Genomic DNA, 19,426 nt, shown 5'->3' with positions numbered 1-19,426 from the left:
CAACCTCTCATTGCTTATTGCATAGTTGAATTTCCAATTGTACCCGTTTTTCTAATAAACAATTCAATCTTGTAATTAACTTTTGTTTGAAGAAACATATCATCATTCCAAGTATCTTTAACTTCTTTCCAATACGCAGGCTGATCCTTTCCGAGCTGACTACCAAAACCGATTATATCCGATTTCATTTTCATAGCCCGTGAAACGACCGCTTCCACATGTGATTGTATGATTTGTTTGGATTCTCCTTCCAGACGTTTGATCGCTTGAGGATCCTTCAAATCGATATCTCTGCATTGTCTGCTCACGATATTCGCTTCCGTTCGTATGGACACATTCATCACAGGTTTCCCATTCTGTACACTTGCTTTCAATTTAGCTTCCGAGGATGTAACTTCAATCCCCATATATTTCTGCTCACCGCAGGCAATTTCAATAGATGTACTATCCAAATTGTTTGTTATGTCGGTATAACCTTTACTTTCCTGCTCATCTAGCCAGCCAATTAATTTATCTTCTTTGAAAGCTGCGATACCCGTATAGCGGAATCGACTAGGCGGCTGAAAATATTCTACGTTCTTTTTCGAGTCGCCAATGCTAGTGTCCCCGATTAATTTGATACCTGTTAACGCTAGTTCGAAACCTTTGCCAGACAGCTTATTCAATGTTTCATCCAATGTCATAGCGACAGTAGGAGCCCATGACTTTTGTGAAGTTTGTAAGGATTGCTGCATGCTATAACTTGGTAATTTCTCAACTGGTGTATATAATTTCAAAATATTTTCCGCCAACATGCCTCTTGCGACAACGATATTAAAATCCATTCGCATTTCATTATCACGGAAAGAATTATCGAGAAAATCTTTAATCCCTCGCTTCGCCAATTCCTCTCCAATGACATACAATTGCAAATGTCCCATGTAGACTTTCCGCGGTGCTTCCGCTGTTAATGATCTCGCTGCCTCGAATAAAGTTTTCCCTCTCCCCTGATAAATGGTGCTAGGTGGGCGATCCCCGCCTCTTCGCTGGGCGGATATTTCACTTGGATTAACGACTTGGAAGGACATCAAATACTCGCCATCCTTCCAATCCACACCTACGCCAAGGACAATAAGCAGCTCATTTAATTCACGTCTGCTCCAACAGCCAGTCAGTATAAGTAAGCAAAGAATCATAACTGTTAATTTATATGTCAACCAAATGCGCCTCCTTGCTACCGCTTACGTATTCTATCACTGCCTTCATCGAGTGATGTCTCAGGACGTTTAAACATAAGCCATCTCGGTAAACGAACCAGCGTATCCTCTAAATCTGTTTTGCGGTATGGTGAAAATGGAGACATAAAAGGCTCTCCGAAAGAACGAAGAGCACACAAATGAAGCAATAACACAAACATCCCCATGGCAATACCGAACAACCCAAAACTTGCCGCCGCCCCCATGAATACAAACCGAAGTAGGCGCACTGGAATAGACATACTATACGCTGGCAACGTAAAGGTTGAAATCGCCGTTACTGAAACAACAATAACCATAGCTGCCGAGACAATTCCCGCTTCTACCGCAGCTTGCCCGATGACAAGTGTGCCAACGACAGATACGGCTTGTCCAATTGCTCGAGGCATGCGAAGACCCGCTTCTCGCAAAATTTCGAAGGTCACTTCCATGACAAGCGCTTCAACGAAAGCGGGCAACGGCACACCTTCACGTTGAGCAGCTAGTCCGATTAACAGTGAAGCTGGCAGCATATCACGATGAAAAGTCGTTATTGCGATATAAACGGAAGGCAACAGCAAGGAAATGAATACTGTGCTAAATCGCAGTAGACGAAGAAGGGTTGCATAGTAGGCTCGTTGATAATAGTCCTCCGCAGATTGAAAAAAAGTAACGAGTTGTGTTGGTACTAGTAAAATATTCGGTGTACCATCTACGAGAATCGCCACTTTACCCTCTAATAATTGGGCGGCCGTGGTGTCTGGGAGTTCCGTATTATAAATAGTTGGAAAAAGTGAAAATTTATTATCCTCGATTAATTCTTCGATATAACCGCTGTCCAGAATGCTATCGATATCAATTGCTCTTAATCTAGACCTTACGAGTTCGATTACGGATGGCTTGGCGATCCCATTCATGTACATAATCGTTACGTCAGTTTTCGTTATTCGACCGACGGAAATCGTCTCCAGCCACATTCTTGGATCTTTTATTTTACGTCTAATTAACGCGGTGTTGGTACGAAGAGTCTCTGTAAAACTTTCCCTTGGACCACGTACGGAAGTCTGGTTGGTGGATTCAGTCACATCACGCCCCTTCCATTGACGAATGTCTGCGCGGTAGGCGTGATACTGCTGATTAAATAAAATAATAGCCTCACCTGAGAGTAAATTTTCATACAGACTTGCCATATCTGCAACAGTTTGAATGCAGCCTAATCCCGTCAACAGTTCTTTGGCAAGAGTTTCTGTATTCATCCTGTCACCATGTGGTTCATAGGGGACATCCCTTAACATCATTTTCAACACATCAAAAATATATGTATTAATGGCAACCGTATCGGAAAGTCCATCGATATACACAACAGCGGCGGCTAAGATTAGTGTGCCATCATCCTGTATCTCTCGAATGACGACATCGTCGCTTCCACCTAAATCCATCATGATTCGTTCGAGGTTTATTTCAACATTCGGATCAATAGGAATCATTGCATCATCAGGCATGATGTGAGTCCCTCCTTATTCTCATCCCTTCCCCATTATGACCATTTGAATTAGGAGATAAACCGTGTTGAATGATTCGGCCAATTCTTGTTCGAAACAGCAAAAAGCCGTTACCAAAAGGTAACGACTAGAATTACATAGTAGAATAAGAACATATCTCGCTACATTCGCATTTCGTAGATAACTGCGAATATACTCAAGTAACAACTGAACGATTAGGAAAAGTACAGACAATTCCGCCAGCCGCCATGCGGCGGCGACCGAAGGAGAGGGCGATACTCATGATGATGACGTTGACTTCCGATGGAGATCTATTTACAGCCGCGCTATCTCAAACAACGGTATCCGTGTGGCAAACAGATGAGCATGGTGTTTACTGTGAAGTCGATCGTGGAATCATTGAAGAATTCACACGGAAAACCATTAGAATGAGTACGATTTCCGATGAGATTGCCTTTTATTTCCGCGACGATGGGACTGTGTTTCGAGCTGAAACCTAGAACCATTTCTTCCTAGTTACAGATAGCTAATTCGTTTACCTGATCTAGCAGATTCATACACATCCATAACGAGATTAAAAGCTTTAAAGCCCTCAGGCCCATTCAAACTATAACTGCGTTCCGATAATATATGATCATAGAAGTCAGCGATTTGGGTACCATGACTGATTCCCCAGTACGATTTGGCCCCTAGATTCGTCGTTTCCGGTGAAGTTATCATCGTTTGCTCACCATCAATCACGCGATACAACGTATCGCCAGAGAGTACGAGTTTTCCTTTTTCAAACACAAGCTCAATCTCAACAGGGGAATTCACCCCATAAGAGTTCGTTGCATAAAAGACAGCTGTTGCTCCACTTCGATACGTGAGGTGTGCATGAACAGTATCCTCTACTTCAATAATACCCTCAAGTGAATCTGTCGACATTGTTCCTTTAATACTAGTTACTTCGCCGCCTATCCATTGCAGTAAATCTAACGTATGAATGGATTGATTAATCAGGACGCCACCGCCTTCTGTGGCCCATTTCCCTTTCCATTCTGTTTGATAATAGGAGGCATCTCTGCTCCATGTGACAATGCCTTTAAGGCAAAGCAACTTCCCTAATTCACCTGATAGGGCCGTTTTCTTCATGATCTGGGAGGCAGGGTTATATCGATTTTGAAAAATAACACCAAGCTGTACATTCGGATTCGCTTCTGCTGCATGTAACATCGTTAGTGCAGCTTCTTTCGTTTCAGCCATCGGCTTCTCTGTTAGAACATGCTTACCAGCATGAAGCGCATCAACCGCCATTGGCGCGTGCTGGTAATGAGCCGTACATATATGAACGACGTCAATATCAGGATTTTGCAACATCTCGAGATAATCGGTGTAATACGCGCAGGAGTAAGTTTCAGCTGTTTGAGCAGCTAATTCGGCGTTCGTGTCAACTACGGCCACTAGTTTCGCTGTCGGAATTTGTGAAATGGCTTTCAAATGTACGCCAGAAATCGCCCCGCAACCAATAAGTGCAATGCCAATCTGTTTCATTGGAATCTCCTTTTCTGCTTCGAAATAATGGTTCAACTCGATGTTACAAGTGTATATAGTAGAGGTTCGCCCATCCCACACCAAATCCTTTAAGCATGTGCATGCGGAAATTGACTACTTATTGCTTTATCATGACTTTTCCACTTAGCCGCGTGGTTTCAATGCAATTTCCCACAACATCTTCTTATTCGTATATCGATCCATTTCATACTCCTCTATATGTAGGTAAGTCCACTTTTCTTTATCGAATAATCGTTCGATCTCCTCTCGATCAAAAAACCTTCGGTAAATCCCTTCCGATTCCAGAAGATATTTCTCTGACGTTTGCGTGACATTACCTTTATTCTCAATTTCATTGATTGAATTCAACCTGCAAAGTAAAATACCATCTTCTTTCAGCACATGAAGGAGATCTTGGATGACTACACGGGTAGTCGCTTCATCGAAATAATGAATACTGAGATCAGCGATCAAGACTTGTACAGAATGGTTAGGAAAAGGAAGCCCCTCCGTCATATCCAAACAAAGTGTTTGAACATCCGGTAGGAATGACTTCAATTTACGGATTGCCACTTCGGAGATATCACAAGCGATTGGCAATCGTCCATGTTCTACAAGGTACTTGGCGTTATTACCGACACCACATCCAAGATCAACGATAAGATCTGCGTTGCTAGTAGTCGACAGGTGAACTTGCCAATATTTATCCAACCAGTTATCGAATGTAGGTTTGAGGTCGGGCCTTTGATACGATTCATTCCAAAATTGTTCAAGTGACTTCATTTCTTCACTCCATCCCTTAATCATTTTTCATTCTTAATTCGCAAATTTCTTCAAATAACAAAAAGCCGTCCAGCGATGCAGCTCACGCTACCTCTGGACAGCCTTATGTTATCTCAGCCTAATCAATGAGTATCCTTCTGCTTATCTTTCGTCTCTTCCTCTTCTAACAAACCCTTGGTTCCTTGTCTAAACTCCTTGATTGTCGTTCCGAAGGCACGACCTAGCTGCGGAAGCTTCGTTGGACCGAATAACAGTAACGCAACACCTACGATTACAATAAGACCTGGTATGCCAATACCTGATAGCATGTGAGTCACCACCCTTCTTATCATTGAGAAACTTTAAAATTTCACCATTAACGCAGTTACGTACATGATTAATATGCCTGCTGTAAGTCCACTGAAGTTTAACCAAGATACCGGAGATAGACCTTTTTTCTCAGATTCTTTAAGAATCATTTTTGAAATAACATAAATGACCTGCAGAATCGCACCTGCACCGATACCGAAGAAGAGCGCTGCTAATGTATCGTTAAATATGAAGCCACCCGCCCATGTACCTATTATAGCAGGTCCACCGGCAATTAAGGCTAAGTTGACAAATGTTTTCCATGATGGCCGATCTTTCAGCAGTGGAGCTGCAATACCAACGCCCTCTGTAATGTTATGCAGGGTGAAACCAATGATGAGGAAAGTCCCTAATGCAGCCTCCCCAACTGCAAAAGCAGAACCAATTGCAAGACCTTCTCCAAAATTATGAAGTCCGATGCCTGTTGCGATTTTGTTGGCTACGCGTTTGCCAGCATAAGACTCACTGTTTAATTTGCGCTCATTCGATTGGTCGACAGCAATTAGGAATAAACAGCTCAGTAAGGCGCCGAACCACACTAACCCTGAGCCCTGGAAAACGCCTGGCGCTTCTGCAGCCATCTCGAAGCCCTCACCAAAGGTATCTATGACTAGGAAGAATAACAGACCAACCGTCAACGCAAGAATCGCGTGCATGCCTCTAACCGAGAATCTACGAAGAAATGGATACCATAATAGGCCGAGCCCTACCGGAATTACACCTACATAGAAGCCAATTAATGCGTATTGCCAGAAAAGTTTTCCATTCGCTACTGGCGTAGCGGCAGCGGCTGCCACTTCACCCAAGAAAATCAAACCATTCGACGTGATGAGCTTCACTTCATGCGGATCACCTTGTACCCACGGGTATGGGATATGGATCATGCCTTGTTCGAATCTTTTTAACGTATCACTAGGTGAGAATGATGCATTCCAGAATGCGCCATCAACGACTACTTGAGCGATGGTTATTTCTTCTGGCCCCGAGTTCAATACTCTCACTTGAATACCTTCATCATTTAATGTGATTTTCTCAACATTCAAGACTTCGATCGGAGCAGCCGGTTCGTTCTCAATCCCGGTACCTACTTTTGCAACTGTAGTAATAATGGCTACTAGCAGAATCAAGGGCAGAAGGCCCCAAAGAATAACTTTTATTTTAGAGGAAGATGATGGCTTAGTGGTTTGATCGTTGATACTCATATCGTGCGTCGCCTCCTTTCTTATTCAGCAATGAAGAATCCCATCCAACCTAGTTCAGCAAATTCGCTTTGATGCGCATGAAACATGTATCGCCCGGGTAGTGGAAACACAATTTCCAGAATCCCACGTTCACCTTGGCATTGCATGATGGTATCGGTATACGCTGGCCGAGCTTCAGGATCTGCCCCCGTTGCGTAATAGTTGAAAAAGTTCGCATGCAGATGAAACGAATTAATTAAATCAAATTCAGTCAGATTGCTTAAATAAATACGTACAAGCTCCCCTACCTTCACTTTAATCGGTTCCTGCTGATAGGCAAAAGCATAACCATTCACTGTGTAAATTTCATTCTCCCCGTCGAGATCCAGATCGTAACCATTCATCAGCATATTGAATTCCTTGGCAGCAGCTCTTGGCTTCTTCGGGTCAATGATGAAATTGCCATAGAGACCTTTATGAATATGCCTTGCCAAGGGAGCCACGTGGCAGTGATAGACGTGCATTCCAGCGGGTTTCGCTTCAAATTCATAAGTAAATGAATCTCCAGAAAGCACAGATTCAAGTCCATCCATATTCGTCGGGTGCATCCCATGAAAGTGAATCGAATGTGGATGAAGGGTTCCATTGGTAAATTTCACACGAAGGACATCCCCTTCTGTGCATCGGATTGTTGGACCAGGTATTGTCCCATTGAACGTCCATCCAGGAAATTTGATGCCCTTGGCAATCTCTACATTGGCCTCATAGGCCGCGATCTCATATTCCCTAAGCGTTCTACCATCAGGAAGCTTGCTCACTTTCCCATAATCAAATGCAGTCAATGCATGTTGCGCAGCTTTAAACCCTTCCGTTACTTCATTGCTCGGGACATAGCCATGCTTCATACCTTCATGCAATTGCTCTTTCATGGCATGGTGAATATCATGTTTATCTTGTGCTTTTGCGATCGGTGGTCTACCGAATAACGAGGAAGGATTTAACAATGCACTCCCTAACACAGCAAACGCTCCTGTCGTTCCTAGCTTCAAAAGATTTCGTCTCGATAGCTTTTTATCTGATTTCTGAAACATTGCTATGACCTCCTATTATAAATTGCTTGTTTACAATATTTTTTACCTAGGGAAACATTTCGGGCGAAAATAAAGTTTCCAGTGGGACAAAAAGTTTACCCAAGGAAACACCGTGATCTAAATATATGCTGAATGTAGGCGAAAGTAAACCTTTTTATTAAAATATTCTAACATTTCAAATAAACCCTGAGCCCATACGAAGAAGACAACTTCCATTTTCATAAACTCACATGCATTTTCGACAAAAGTAGCCTAATTCTCACCTACGGATTGACAAATATTTTCGCCTATTGAATTTATAATAAAGTTAGCGTTGATGAGGTTCTTAACTATTGTTCACACATTGGGAGGATGATCGACATGGACGAGCAGTTTATTAAAAGATTACACACGCTTAACCGCCGCGATTCATTAAGGTCTTTGCTGCTTATCGAAGGTGTTCGACTCACTCTCAGACGTAAAAAGCAAGTAAGCTTATTCCAAAAGCTCTTTAGCCGCAAAAAGCAAACCATAACCGCAAAAGGATGGAAATAACGAGCAGAATCATAGGGGAATTCTCGCATAACGCAGCCATTTATAGTAGAATAGTGTCTCAGCTACATGAAATGGATACGGGGTGTAGGAATGGCCATTAGCTTCACGAAACCAATTGTTACACAGTTAAAGAAAGACATTGCGGACCTTGAGAGCAAACAGGTTATCGAGAAAAAAAAGAAAGAAAAAGCGCAAGCCAAAATTAATCAGATTGGGCGAGATATGAAATTAAGCCAGTCGCACAGTGACTTGAGCAGTAAAATGTCACGCGTGAATAAACTAAACGAAGAGATTAAGACTAGTGATCGTTTACAAAAAGATATCGCCAAAGAATTAGCAGCAAAGAATGCTGCTTTGAAGCTGAATCTCGCAAAAGCGACTACTACTTTGGATGAATCCTCATCGTAATCGACAAAAAGCAAACCACCGCCCTCTTTAATAGAGCGGTGGTTTTAATTTTTCATGTAGATGACTTAATGAGAAGTTCGGGCATATTCGTTCTCATATGTTTTTTTATCATTTCATAGTGAGTTTTAGCATGAATAAGTTGATCATTATTTAACCTATCCATTGAAATAATTTGGAAGTTACGTCCACGCTGACTATATGTATAGGTTGGAAGGAAGCTGGGCTTCATCAGCTCAATCTTCTGGCTATTCTTCATTGTGGTTTTCAACACGTCAATCGTTGCCATGCCACCTACTTGCTTATACAAATTGATTTGCGCGGACAGAAAGTTGCCAAGAGAATACACAACAAACGTTCGATGTCCTTGCTTCCCTTCCACCCAAGCAGGCGGTTGTAAGACATGTGGATGGTTGCCAATGATGATATGAACTCCCATGTTAGCTAGCTTTTGGGCAAGACTAGTTTGATCGACATCTGGAAATCGTTGATATTCGTTCCCCCAGTGGACTGCAACCACAATAACATCCGACATTTGTTTGGCATGTTCCACATCTGTACGAATTTGCGAATCATCGATCCGATTTACTAAGAACGGTTTCCCCTTAGGTGTTGATATTCCATTCGTCCCATAGGTGTAACTTAAGAAAGAAAACGTAATCTCATTTCGTGTGACCGTCCTAATATGGTTGCGGTCATCTTGTGATTTAAATGCACCCGTGTAAGGAATGCCAAGGGTATCCCAGTAGGTGAGCGCACTTTGAATCACCTTCTCACCTCGGTCAAGCGCATGATTATTGGCAATCGTAACGACGTCCACTCCGGCTAATTTCAAAGCATCTCCAATTTCATGAGGGCTGTTAAATGCAGGGTAACTGGAAAGCCTTAGTTCCTTGCCACCAATCATCGTTTCTTGATTGGCAACAAGGATATCTGGAGCTTGTAAAATGTTCGTCACCCCTTCAAAAATACGATTAAAATTATACGTCCCATCCTTCTGCTTAGCGTCTATATAAACTTTATCATGGATGAGGATATCTCCGATCGCAGCAAGCGTAACCTGTGAGACTTTGGTTTCTGATTCTACTTGTTTCTTTGATGTTGAATGAAATGGCTGTATGGGGGGAGGAGTCATCTGAACAAGGGGTGTAGCACGTTTCGCATCCAAGCTTGTATCTTTAGGTGTAGCCGTACTTCCTAAGCATCCGCTTGCCAATAAAAATGTTGAAACAATTGCAGCAGCTCGCTTTAACACGACAAACCAGCTCCTTAAGGGTTAAACCTTGTATAGCCCAGTAGTATTCCCCTAAGAAAATCTCTCATGAATGAGGATTATTACCAATTCATTTCATGGAACTGCCATTAATTTATTTCATCAATGATTAATGTCATTAAATTTCGTGAGGCGCTTGTAACCCGATTAGCTTCAAGCCATTACGCAACGTAATTCGAACGCATTGGACCAGAGCTAGTCTTGTTTCACGCACCTGTGTTTCCTCCACTAAAATATAGCATGTATGGTAAAAGCGATTAAACGCTTGGGCGAGATCAATGAGATATCGCGATACGATCGAAGGTTCCAGCTTTACCATGGCCTGCTCTACTCTTTCCGTAAATAAATAGAGCATTTTCACAACCGCCATGGCCTCTTTGTCTTGCAAACGAGCTCCGTCCACCTCCGGTATTTGAACAACATCTCCATCAGGCAGCTGCGCTTTCTTCAACACACTGCAGGCTCTTGCATAGGTGTACTGCACGTAGGGCCCCGTTTCGCCTTCGAAATTAAGAGCTTCCTCCCACGAAAAGTCAATATCCTTAATACGATTTGCACTCAAATCGTTAAATATCACTGCGCCAATTCCAACCTGCTCAGCAACCTGAGCTTTATTCGCTAAACCTGGGTTTCTTGCTTCGATGACATCCCTTATTTTCTGAATGGATTGCTCAAGCACACTTTCCAGTCTAATCACATTGCCTTTGCGTGTTGATAAGCTCCCCCCTTCAATGCTTACGCGGCCAAATGCGACATGTTCTAGCTTGGATGACCACGCATAGCCCATTAATTCAACAACCTTAAATAACTGCTGGAAATGAAGATTTTGAGCATAATCCGTGACATAGAGCAATTTCTCAAATTCGTACTTATCCGCTCTATACACAGCTGCCGATAGGTCACGCGTATGATACAAGGAGCTGCCGTCTTTCTTTAGCATTAATGCCGGTGCCATGCCAAACGCATCTAACCTAACTAATGAAGCACCCTCATCCTCTTCCAAAAGCTGCTTCTCCTTCAACTCCTGAATGACGGGCTCCATCTTGTCATTGTAGAAGCTTTCCCCTTGATATAAGTCGAATTGGACGCCTAATAGCTTATAAATCTTTTGAAATTCTGTGAGGCTGATCTCAACAAACCACTGCCACAATGCCAGGGCTTCTTGATCACCTTGCTCCATTCTCGTAAACCAAGATCTAGCTTGATCCTCTAACGTTGGATCTTTCTCAGCTTCCTCATGAAATTTCACATACAAATCGAGAAGCTCATCAATAGCTCTTTGGTTGACAGCTTCCTTGCTGCCCCAGAGGTGGTAAGCAACAATCAGCTTCCCGAATTGTGTCCCCCAATCGCCTAAATGGTTAATGCCTACGCAGTTGTATCCAAGAAAAGCATGGATGTTATATAACGCATTCCCAATCACCGTGGATCTTAAATGGCCAACATGAAAAGGCTTCGCGATATTCGGAGAGGAATAGTCGATCACCACCGTCTTGCCTAGACCCAAACTCTGTGATCCATAGTGATCGCCAGCTTGACTTATATGACGGATAAGAGACTCTGCAAACATAGACTTCTTGAGAAAAATGTTTAGATAACCGGATACGGCTTCCAGTTCGTCGATGTGCTCATCTTCAAGCACTGCTTTTAACTCTTCAGCGATGTCTTGCGGAGATTTTTTAAGGGTTTTGCTTAAACGGAAACAAGGTAAAGATAGATCGCCTTGATCCGGATTCGCGGGGTATTCCATCCATGCCATAATGTCGTGAGCTTCGAAACCAGTGAGTAACGACGACAATTTCTTTGCAAAATACTGCTTATAATTTAACATAGCTTATCTCTCCAATCCTTTTCTAGAAAATATAAAAAGCCCCCGTCTCTATAAAAGAGACGAGAGCTGAAAATTCCCGCGGTACCACTCTAAGTGTTAAACCTTTGGTTTAACCCCTCTGTTTCGTAACGGTCGAGAGACCGGATTTACCTACTCCAATTTCGGCAAACCATTTCCTGGGTCCGTTTCATTCCTAACATCCGTACCGGCTTCCACTGACCCGGCTCGCTGCGACTGTCTGTTAAGAATTACTGTCCCAATCATTAATATTTCGATATGAATTTTTCAATATCTTACAAGGGTTCTGAGGGAATGTCAAGCCTATTTTCATCGACTTCTACTGAGTTTAAGAGTTACGCACTGATCTTGCATCCGAAGATCCATAACTAGTTGCCAAAAAAATCAGACTTCTTATCCTTTCAAAGCATTTACAATTGAACCATTCGCATATGGGCTTCCGGTGTTGAGGTAAGTTGTTTTCATACCTAAATAAGCAAAGATCGTCAGTGCGAATCTGTCTTTCACAAAGCTAGATAGTCGAATATTTCGACTATCTCACCACCAATGGCGCCGACAGACAACTAGATAGTCGATTATTTCGACTATCTCATCCCCAAAAGCGCCGGCTGACACATTGATAGTCGATTATTTCGACTATCTCATCCCCAAAAGCGCCGGCTGACACATTGATAGTCGATTATTTCGACTATCAATGTGTCAGCCGGCGATCACCAAGATAGTCGAATATTTCGACTATCTCACCCCGAAAGACGCCGATCTCCTACCTATTTTAGCAATAAGGTTACGCACGATCTTTCAAATCACCAATATAATAAGCGAACACTTGATCAATCGGTTTAAAATACAAATGTCCATCCTCTTCCCATGGCTGAAAATGCAGATCCATCCGCGAATCGCTCCAATTCTCGGGAGTCCCTTTCGTGCTTAGGCGTCCTCTCACCACAGGCTCCTCAATAACTTTGGGGAATTCCTGGTAACCGAATAGCAAGTTCTCATGCATCGCAATCATTTCATACTTTTCCCCGTGGAAAGCACGCTCCTCTTGCAGCTGGTAATGATAGTAGATGTAACTACTCATCATCTCCGGCTTCAAATGCGCAATCCTTCCCACCCGCGAAACCACGGGCTCTTTTCTCAACCAATGCTCCGCGCTTGCAGGCTCGTTAAAGTGAAACACATCAATCATTAAGATCCACTTCCGAGGTTCTGCGTGTCCTGGCCACTCTTTCAAAAAGGGTTCCGCAGCTCCTGCCACTTCATCAGGGAACACCTCTCGGCTCATGCACTCATAATAAAGAAAAAGATTTTCTCGCCAAACGAAGGCCGTTGCAGTCATTAGCTCTCCCTGAGCTACCAGCCGTTGAGCTTGTTTGTCTATCTCAATTGCTTTTAAACCCTGGTCCTTCATTCCTGTTTGCCATTCAGCACGATACATCTTTCTTAAGATCACGGTAACTTACCTCGACTTTCACAGTTGGTTTTATGTTTAATTAACAGAATCGCGACTGATTTGTACCCATACTAGAACTGTGCTAACATTAATACAGTTCTGTCAATGCGGTGTATTGGATCCATGGTATTACATAAGCTCTCCATAAATAAACCTATTAAGCTGTTCGTAGCTCTAATTACTGCCCTGCTAGGCGGTTACTTGTTCCAACTCATACATATTCCCATCCCATGGCTTCTTGGACCGATGATCGCGGTATTACTTGGTTCTAATGTGTTCAAAGAGCGATATACGTGGCCTACTCCGATTAGAGATGCGGGACTCATCATAGTCGGATACACGATTGGTCTCTCCATGACCGCAACAGCTTTGCATGAAATGGCGATTCAGCTACCTTCCATGCTGCTCATGACACTGCTCTTAATGTTGCTCTGCGTATCTCTTGCCTACTTCATATCCAAGCTATCTGGGATGAACTTCAAAACAGCATTGCTAGGTAGCATACCAGGCGGGCTTACACAAATGGTTATTTTGGCAGAAGAGACTGAGAGTATCAATCTAACCATTGTGACTGTCTTACAAGTCGTTCGCCTCATGATGATTGTTGTCTGTGTACCATTGCTGGTGTTTAGTCCAATCATGGGCAATCAGCATACAGTAGAACCTTTGATCCAAACGGTAACGACTTCGACTGCAAGCTGGGGTGCCTTGGTACCGAATATCTTTATATTCGCAGTAATCAGTGTCAGTTGTGCACTTCTAGGAAATAAAATCAAGTTTCCAACTGCCTTCTTGCTAGGGCCTGCCTTCAGTACAGCAATCATTCAACTCTTTGGACTTCATGGACCAGCGCTGCCAACAATGATGATTAATGCAGCCCAAATCATGATTGGTATCCAGGTTGGATTAATGCTAAAGCCAGCTCAACTCAACCACAAGCTCCAAATCATTTCGCTTGCAATTGGCAGTAGTCTAGTCCTTCTTATAGGCTCATTTGGGCTCAGTTTTATCTTTATGCAGCTGCATGCCATCTCCAAATCAACTGCTCTGCTCAGTCTCGCTCCTGGTGGAATGGATCAGATGGGGATCATCGCTCACGAAATCAATGCTAATTTATCCGTCGTTGTTGGCTATCAGTTGTTTCGTACCTTTTTCATATTCTTTGCGGTGCCACCACTTTTACGGATGATATTCAAATACAGCGCATCCAAAGAGATTATCAAAAATAGCCCCTCCTAATCAGGGAGTGGGCTATTCTTTATTCCCCTTTTACACGATAGGCCTTCTCATGATACTCGGTAATATAATCGAACAATTGTCTCCCGTCATACTGCTCGAACGTACCAAAGCTCATATACATAGCCCGATAGGTTTCCGGGACCCAAATATAGGTATGTACGTAATCAGTCAAATGAAATCCAGATCTTTCCCAGAAGCGAATCCGATCCGCATTTTCCTTGGAAGGTTCAGCCTCGACCTCGATAACGATCCCCAGACAGTTTGCTTCGCTCTCTGCCCAATTGCGAATGTCATGCATACAAGCCAATCCCACTCCATGACCACGCTGCTCTTGGCGAACCGCGATATAATCAATAATTAGCATACGTGCTTTAGTATTCATCGCGGTAAGAGCCATTGCAATCACATCTTCACCAATTCGCCACGTGTGCAGTTGGCAAATGCCTCTTTCGAACATGTTTCGAATGAGCGCACGATTCTTTCTGCCATGTTCCGGAAAAGCTTCATTGTATACTTGCTCTGCTTTCTTCCAAAGAGCTTCATCCCACCGCGTCGTTATCTCATAAATCATACGCAACATCCCTTAATGCAAAATCAACCGCATATTCAGCATGAATTTTCGTTGTATCGAATAATGGAACCGGCGCATCCTGTTGAGCTATTAACAACGTAATTTCCGTACAGCCCAAGATAACCGCTTCAGCCCCTTCATTCACTAAATCCTGGATAATCTCTATATAGGATTGCTTGGAATCCTCATTTATCGTTCCGAGACATAACTCCTCGTAAATAATATCATGAACAATTTTCCTCGATACTGCATTAGGGATAAGGACTTCAAGCTGATATTTATCTACAAGTCTACCTTTGTAGAAATCTTGTTCCATCGTAAAGGCTGTGCCGAGCAAAGCAACTTTCTTAATTCCTGCTTTTATGATCTCATTGGCAGTTGCATCAGCAATATGAAGTAACGGGATGGATACAGCATCTTCAACTTCTTTTGCCATCTTGTGCATCGTATTCGTACAAATGACTATGCAATCCGAACCGGCAGAAGCCAGCTTTTGAGCAGACTCGATCATGACTCTAGTCGCTTCCTCCCAATTTCCTTCATGCTGAAGCGTCTTAATCTCATGAAAATCCACTGAATACATCAGACTTTTGGCTGAATGATGCCCACCTAACTTTTCCTTTACTCGCTGATTGATGATTTGGTAATACAGCAAGGATGATTCCCAACTCATACCACCTATTAATCCAATTGTTTTCATTCTGATTTCCTTTCATTCTCTATACTCGTTCGAGTGGACGATAGGGCTCCACAGGTAAGATAACGCGGATTTCATCACCAACTCGGACTTCTCCACCAGTTAACACAATCCCCATCACTCCTGCTTTTCGGACGAGATTGCCTTGTTCATCATGATCTAATACGGCTTGCAGCAGCCCTGACTGGAATTTATCGATTTGCACACATGGATTGCGGAGTCCAGTAATTTCAATGACAGCATCCATGCCAATTGTTAGTTTTGTTCCGGTTGGCAGTCCGAGTAAATCTATGCCACGTGTTGTAATGTTTTCACCTAATTGTCCAGGCTCAACATGAAAACCTGAACCTTTTAATTCGTCAAATAACTCCGAATGAATGAGGTGAACCTGGCGAAGATTCGGTTGATTCGGATTTTGTGCAACACGTGAGCGATGCTTTACCGTCTCCCCCATGTGTGCATCTCCTTCAACGCCAAGTCCAGCCAGGAGCCTAATGCCCTCGACAGTCTGTTTACTAAAGGAATGTGTTGCATAAAGACTGGTTGACAGAACTTCTCCAATTTGAGATTCATGGTTTATGGCCATTCCTAACTCATCCTCTCCGATTTGAAAAACTCTTTTAACCCCATTTTACTTCCAATCCTCCACAAAGCCAACTTGTGTTGACAAGGCCTGATCTACTTCTAGTAGAATCGCGCTAAAATGAAAACAAGGAGCAACTGCTTACGCAGATCTGCTCCTTCTTATGACGTACACTTAAAAAACAAACGATGATCTCATCTTCTTCTCCATCATGGCTTTGATCTCATGCACCAATTGAATGGAAGCTTCAATTTCAACTTTTCGCGTGGAGACACTTTCGACACTGCATCCAATCGGAATCCCTTTTTCCAAGCCGAATTCGAAAATTTCTTCAAATATTTGTTGAGAAACCGATACTGATTTATCTAGGACATCATGCGAGTACTTCAAATCATTTTCCAACCATTTCGGTATGGAGATCCCTAGCCATTTCATGAATTCCAAGGTCTTCGTCGATCCGCACGGCGCAATATTCATGAGTATCGGCACCATGTCGAGCTTATTCTCTTTACAATGATAATAATAATCCGACAAGAAGTTCTTCGACGCTTCGACGTTATAGGTTGCTTGGGAAATGAAAAACCGACTACCACTCGCTATTTTGCTTATCATTCTAAGGTGTTCATCATCTTTTTTCATGTGTCTTTCGGGGATTACGACTGCCCCTAAGGTTAGATTGTCGTTCAGCTTTCTGCTTAACTCATACGCTTCTGGAAGACCGATTTGAACTTCTTGTTTACTAGAAGATGCCCCAACAAATACGGAGAATCGCTCCTCCTCCAGATCAGCTTGAATCCATTCCGCCAACTGTTCCTCTGTGTATTTCCCCACGCAACGATAAATAATTTTCGGGATATTTAACTTGCTCAAATACGTCTTACTGTACGTAGTCGGGTCAACTGTTTGTAAATAAGGAAAAGGCCGATCTTGATCTATGCGATCACTTTCCTCCTGGACATCATAGAGAATTAAACCATCTATTTGAAGCTTCTGAAGTCGCTCACATTGTTTTTGTGAAATTTCAGCCATTTTCTCTAGTGAATGTGTTTCCTTAGGAGGCGTCATACCATAAGTAATGATCCCCGATTCTCTACGGAGAATTTTGTTCTTTAACAATTGCGTCACAACCTTATCTGCCTAATTCCCGAAAAATAAATTCACACTCAATTACTCGGTATTGTATATTTCGACCCCTTTTTGCTAAACCCTTTTCAATTCGATAGGAACTCTACATAAACTTCTCTCTCATAAAAGCCAAACTTGCCGCAAATTCTTTCTCTGGATCATGAACGGTACACTCCGCTGAAATCATCCCAGCATAGCCTGATGCCTTAAGTGTTGCTGCGAATTGAACATAGGGATAATGCCCTGAACCAGGTGACAACCGCCCTGTATCCGCAAGATGGATATGTCGCAGCCAATCCTTATTTTCAATCAGGGTGGAAATCGGATCCTGCTCCTCATCCATATGATAGAAATCTGCCAAAACTCGAATCGACGGAAGATTAACCTGCTTGGCGGCGAAATCCGCCTCATCTTCTAAATTTAATGTTACGAGTGCGCATTCGATATAATCAAAGCCCAATTGTTTAAGTCTCTCCGCTTCTTGAATCCCACTGCACCATCCAAATGTGTACATGTGCATTCCTCCCTAACGGCTTATAAGTTCATTTCTTCTTACTTACTATAACAAGAAGTACCCAAGAAGTGGATCTTGAATTTGCCCAATGGCATGATTAAATTATGTAAATTACGTTGTTAAATCACAAAGAAGAGCTGCCATAGGCACCCCTCCTTGCAATTTATTCTGTTCATTTCAAATAAATAAATCGCTCTCCAGCAGACATCATATGAAACTTCTGTGCGGGATACGTGTGGAACAAGTAATCGACAAAATAAGATGGGTTATCACGATTATTGGAAAACATATCAAAATGGATAGGAATTAGAAGATCACTTCCAATCTCCACGCCGAAATCTACTGCATCACGAAAGTTCATGTTGCCAACAACACCTCTAGAGGTTCGCGCATAATCGCCTCCATTAATCGGCAAAAGTGTAACGTGTGGTTGGAATTTCTTGGCCGTCTCTATCAACTCTGGAGTGACAACCGTGTCTCCAGTATGGAAAATTCTCACCCCGTTTATTTCGATGAAATAACCCAAATAGTATTGGTTCCCATCCTGATCGGTCTCATACGAAGTGTGTGCTGCCGCTACTGGCGTAATGGATACGCCACGTCCGGCAATCACTTGTTCTTGCTTAGCAGCAATGACTCGGCTTGCATCCACTTCTATTTCTTGCAGCAAATTTACATGTGAAGCTGGAGCGACGAACTTCGTCTCTGGATGAGCCTCAGCAACGCCTTTGATCGTAGTTAAATCCATATGATCATTATGGAAATGCGTGAGCAATACGATGTTTACATCCAGCTCCTGCGGCGTGAGCGGCGGCGGAATTTCCCTTTTAAATTCCGTATCGGGATTTTCCAATTCAATCGAATAACTTAAATACGGGTCAATACAAATAACTTCGTCTGAGTTGCCGCCTTTAATCAATGCCCCAGCTTGACCCAAACTCCATATGGCTACCCCATCCATTGGCACATTCGTACGCTGAATTTCCTTCAACAGTGATTCCCCAGCATTGTAAATAGGTCTTAAACGCACTCTTCCCATGTTAGTTACACTCCAGTGATAGGCATATTTATTTGAAAATGAAAGCTTGAACCCAATGGCTGATATTGCCACGCTATCAATTATAAGCGCAAGAACAAGTAAAGCAAAGTTTCTAATCCGAAATAGTCTGTTTTCTTTGTATATAGAAAAAAGATCTCCAGCCACTTACATGGCTTTGGAGACCCCTCTTATCATTGAATAAACTAGTCAATCAGATGTATGGACAACAGTTTACCATCTACTTTAGATTCCGTATACGTAATAGGTATGGCGTCCACCGGGAACGGTACATCAAGTCGGTATACACCAATCTTCTCCTCATTCTTATCGGATAAGTCTGTCATTTCATAACCACCTTGAATGCCTGCTTTGGTCAGCAGCTCAAGGAACTTCTCCAAACTTACACCTTGATATCGGTTCTGTAAGTGATCCGTCCACGTCTGGATATCCCACTCTGGTGCTCTCACGTCTACGCCTGACTTACGCAAAACA

Annotated in this window: 21 protein-coding genes and 1 other annotated feature; of the genes, 4 read left to right on the top strand and 17 right to left on the bottom strand. The window is 42.8% G+C overall.

Features of this window, described 5'->3' with window-relative positions:
* Positions 1-14: 14 nt before the first annotated feature.
* On the bottom strand, positions 15-1,196 hold the full coding sequence (locus ASG89_RS25580; protein ID WP_057313826.1) for a Ger(x)C family spore germination protein: 1,182 nt from the start codon (positions 1,194-1,196) through the stop codon (positions 15-17).
* 17 nt (positions 1,197-1,213) lie between these two features.
* Positions 1,214-2,716 (bottom strand): spore germination protein, encoded by a 1,503-nt coding sequence (locus tag ASG89_RS25575; protein ID WP_057313825.1) that lies wholly within the window; start codon positions 2,714-2,716, stop codon positions 1,214-1,216.
* Between the two features lie 281 nt (positions 2,717-2,997).
* On the opposite strand from ASG89_RS25575, the gene ASG89_RS25570 reads away from it, so the two are divergent.
* Positions 2,998-3,216 carry a hypothetical protein gene (locus ASG89_RS25570; protein ID WP_057313824.1) on the top strand — a complete coding sequence of 73 codons (219 nt, stop codon included), beginning with the start codon at positions 2,998-3,000 and terminating at the stop codon, positions 3,214-3,216.
* A 16-nt stretch (positions 3,217-3,232) separates the two neighbouring features.
* On the opposite strand, the gene ASG89_RS25565 is transcribed toward ASG89_RS25570, so the two are convergent.
* The 5 genes from ASG89_RS25565 to ASG89_RS25545 all read right to left on the bottom strand — a co-directional run bounded on the left by ASG89_RS25565 (position 3,233) and on the right by ASG89_RS25545 (position 7,652).
* Entirely contained in the window at positions 3,233-4,249 is a 1,017-nt protein-coding gene (locus ASG89_RS25565; RefSeq protein WP_057313823.1) for a Gfo/Idh/MocA family protein, read from the bottom strand.
* 144 nt (positions 4,250-4,393) lie between these two features.
* The gene (locus tag ASG89_RS25560) at positions 4,394-5,056 is read right to left on the bottom strand and encodes a class I SAM-dependent methyltransferase (protein ID WP_082593591.1); all 663 of its coding nucleotides are present in this window, start codon (positions 5,054-5,056) and stop codon (positions 4,394-4,396) included.
* 98 nt (positions 5,057-5,154) lie between these two features.
* Positions 5,155-5,340: a twin-arginine translocase TatA/TatE family subunit gene (locus tag ASG89_RS25555; RefSeq protein WP_057313821.1), complete on the bottom strand. Its 186-nt coding sequence runs from the start codon at positions 5,338-5,340 to the stop codon at positions 5,155-5,157.
* A 33-nt stretch (positions 5,341-5,373) separates the two neighbouring features.
* Positions 5,374-6,582, bottom strand: coding sequence for a ZIP family metal transporter (locus tag ASG89_RS25550; protein WP_057313820.1), 1,209 nt, complete (start codon positions 6,580-6,582; stop codon positions 5,374-5,376).
* 20 nt (positions 6,583-6,602) lie between these two features.
* Positions 6,603-7,652, bottom strand: a complete 1,050-nt coding sequence (locus ASG89_RS25545; protein ID WP_057313819.1) for a multicopper oxidase domain-containing protein — start codon at positions 7,650-7,652, stop codon at positions 6,603-6,605.
* Between the two features lie 360 nt (positions 7,653-8,012).
* On the opposite strand from ASG89_RS25545, the gene ASG89_RS36685 reads away from it, so the two are divergent.
* On the top strand, positions 8,013-8,186 hold the full coding sequence (locus ASG89_RS36685; RefSeq protein ID WP_157276797.1) for a hypothetical protein: 174 nt from the start codon (positions 8,013-8,015) through the stop codon (positions 8,184-8,186).
* Between the two features lie 66 nt (positions 8,187-8,252).
* Complete coding sequence (locus tag ASG89_RS25540) at positions 8,253-8,594, top strand: hypothetical protein (RefSeq protein ID WP_157276796.1); 342 nt, start codon at positions 8,253-8,255, stop codon at positions 8,592-8,594.
* Between the two features lie 52 nt (positions 8,595-8,646).
* On the opposite strand, the gene ASG89_RS25535 is transcribed toward ASG89_RS25540, so the two are convergent.
* From ASG89_RS25535 to ASG89_RS25525, 3 genes are all read right to left on the bottom strand, one after another.
* The gene (locus ASG89_RS25535) at positions 8,647-9,846 is read right to left on the bottom strand and encodes a CapA family protein (RefSeq protein ID WP_057313817.1); all 1,200 of its coding nucleotides are present in this window, start codon (positions 9,844-9,846) and stop codon (positions 8,647-8,649) included.
* 136 nt (positions 9,847-9,982) lie between these two features.
* Positions 9,983-11,695 carry an arginine--tRNA ligase gene (gene argS, locus ASG89_RS25530; RefSeq protein WP_057313816.1) on the bottom strand — a complete coding sequence of 571 codons (1,713 nt, stop codon included), beginning with the start codon at positions 11,693-11,695 and terminating at the stop codon, positions 9,983-9,985.
* A gap of 52 nt (positions 11,696-11,747) precedes the next feature.
* Positions 11,748-11,968: a binding site (T-box leader), on the bottom strand.
* Positions 11,969-12,497: 529 nt separating this feature from the next.
* Positions 12,498-13,166, bottom strand: coding sequence for a hypothetical protein (locus ASG89_RS25525; RefSeq protein ID WP_235549915.1), 669 nt, complete (start codon positions 13,164-13,166; stop codon positions 12,498-12,500).
* A 123-nt stretch (positions 13,167-13,289) separates the two neighbouring features.
* On the opposite strand from ASG89_RS25525, the gene ASG89_RS25520 reads away from it, so the two are divergent.
* Entirely contained in the window at positions 13,290-14,405 is a 1,116-nt protein-coding gene (locus ASG89_RS25520; RefSeq protein ID WP_057313815.1) for an AbrB family transcriptional regulator, read from the top strand.
* 19 nt (positions 14,406-14,424) lie between these two features.
* Here the strand turns inward: ASG89_RS25520 and ASG89_RS25515 are convergent, their stop codons facing one another.
* The 7 genes from ASG89_RS25515 to ASG89_RS25485 all read right to left on the bottom strand — a co-directional run bounded on the left by ASG89_RS25515 (position 14,425) and on the right by ASG89_RS25485 (position 19,401).
* Positions 14,425-14,985 carry a GNAT family N-acetyltransferase gene (locus ASG89_RS25515; protein WP_082593589.1) on the bottom strand — a complete coding sequence of 187 codons (561 nt, stop codon included), beginning with the start codon at positions 14,983-14,985 and terminating at the stop codon, positions 14,425-14,427.
* On the bottom strand, positions 14,966-15,676 hold the full coding sequence (locus ASG89_RS25510) for an aspartate/glutamate racemase family protein (protein WP_057313813.1): 711 nt from the start codon (positions 15,674-15,676) through the stop codon (positions 14,966-14,968). The genes ASG89_RS25515 and ASG89_RS25510 overlap by 20 nt, the downstream gene beginning before the upstream one ends.
* 19 nt (positions 15,677-15,695) lie before the next feature.
* Entirely contained in the window at positions 15,696-16,259 is a 564-nt protein-coding gene (locus tag ASG89_RS25505; protein ID WP_082593588.1) for an MOSC domain-containing protein, read from the bottom strand.
* Between the two features lie 171 nt (positions 16,260-16,430).
* Entirely contained in the window at positions 16,431-17,381 is a 951-nt protein-coding gene (locus ASG89_RS25500; protein WP_235549914.1) for a methylenetetrahydrofolate reductase, read from the bottom strand.
* A 103-nt stretch (positions 17,382-17,484) separates the two neighbouring features.
* Entirely contained in the window at positions 17,485-17,895 is a 411-nt protein-coding gene (locus ASG89_RS25495; protein WP_057313812.1) for a sugar phosphate isomerase/epimerase family protein, read from the bottom strand.
* 172 nt (positions 17,896-18,067) lie between these two features.
* Positions 18,068-18,934 carry an MBL fold metallo-hydrolase gene (locus ASG89_RS25490; RefSeq protein ID WP_057313811.1) on the bottom strand — a complete coding sequence of 289 codons (867 nt, stop codon included), beginning with the start codon at positions 18,932-18,934 and terminating at the stop codon, positions 18,068-18,070.
* Positions 18,935-19,137: 203 nt separating this feature from the next.
* Entirely contained in the window at positions 19,138-19,401 is a 264-nt protein-coding gene (locus tag ASG89_RS25485) for a hypothetical protein (RefSeq protein WP_057313810.1), read from the bottom strand.
* Positions 19,402-19,426 lie beyond the last annotated feature (25 nt).

This window comes from Paenibacillus sp. Soil766, assembly GCF_001428105.1.
Classification (GTDB): domain Bacteria; phylum Bacillota; class Bacilli; order Paenibacillales; family NBRC-103111; genus Paenibacillus_E.
This window is presented reverse-complemented; position numbering and strand designations above follow the sequence as displayed.

Coding starts and splice junctions, on each gene's coding strand:
- ASG89_RS25575 (WP_057313825.1), bottom strand. CDS start 2,716: ATGCCTGATGATGCAATGATTCCTATTGATCCGAATGTTGAAATAAAC.
- ASG89_RS25570 (WP_057313824.1), top strand. CDS start 2,998: ATGATGATGACGTTGACTTCCGATGGAGATCTATTTACAGCCGCGCTA.
- ASG89_RS25565 (WP_057313823.1), bottom strand. CDS start 4,249: ATGAAACAGATTGGCATTGCACTTATTGGTTGCGGGGCGATTTCTGGC.
- ASG89_RS25560 (WP_082593591.1), bottom strand. CDS start 5,056: ATGATTAAGGGATGGAGTGAAGAAATGAAGTCACTTGAACAATTTTGG.
- ASG89_RS25555 (WP_057313821.1), bottom strand. CDS start 5,340: ATGCTATCAGGTATTGGCATACCAGGTCTTATTGTAATCGTAGGTGTT.
- ASG89_RS25550 (WP_057313820.1), bottom strand. CDS start 6,582: ATGAGTATCAACGATCAAACCACTAAGCCATCATCTTCCTCTAAAATA.
- ASG89_RS25545 (WP_057313819.1), bottom strand. CDS start 7,652: ATGTTTCAGAAATCAGATAAAAAGCTATCGAGACGAAATCTTTTGAAG.
- ASG89_RS36685 (WP_157276797.1), top strand. CDS start 8,013: ATGGACGAGCAGTTTATTAAAAGATTACACACGCTTAACCGCCGCGAT.
- ASG89_RS25540 (WP_157276796.1), top strand. CDS start 8,253: ATGAAATGGATACGGGGTGTAGGAATGGCCATTAGCTTCACGAAACCA.
- argS (WP_057313816.1), bottom strand. CDS start 11,695: ATGTTAAATTATAAGCAGTATTTTGCAAAGAAATTGTCGTCGTTACTC.
- ASG89_RS25520 (WP_057313815.1), top strand. CDS start 13,290: ATGGTATTACATAAGCTCTCCATAAATAAACCTATTAAGCTGTTCGTA.
- ASG89_RS25515 (WP_082593589.1), bottom strand. CDS start 14,985: ATGTTGCGTATGATTTATGAGATAACGACGCGGTGGGATGAAGCTCTT.
- ASG89_RS25510 (WP_057313813.1), bottom strand. CDS start 15,676: ATGAAAACAATTGGATTAATAGGTGGTATGAGTTGGGAATCATCCTTG.
- ASG89_RS25505 (WP_082593588.1), bottom strand. CDS start 16,259: ATGGCCATAAACCATGAATCTCAAATTGGAGAAGTTCTGTCAACCAGT.
- ASG89_RS25495 (WP_057313812.1), bottom strand. CDS start 17,895: ATGTACACATTTGGATGGTGCAGTGGGATTCAAGAAGCGGAGAGACTT.
- ASG89_RS25490 (WP_057313811.1), bottom strand. CDS start 18,934: ATGGGAAGAGTGCGTTTAAGACCTATTTACAATGCTGGGGAATCACTG.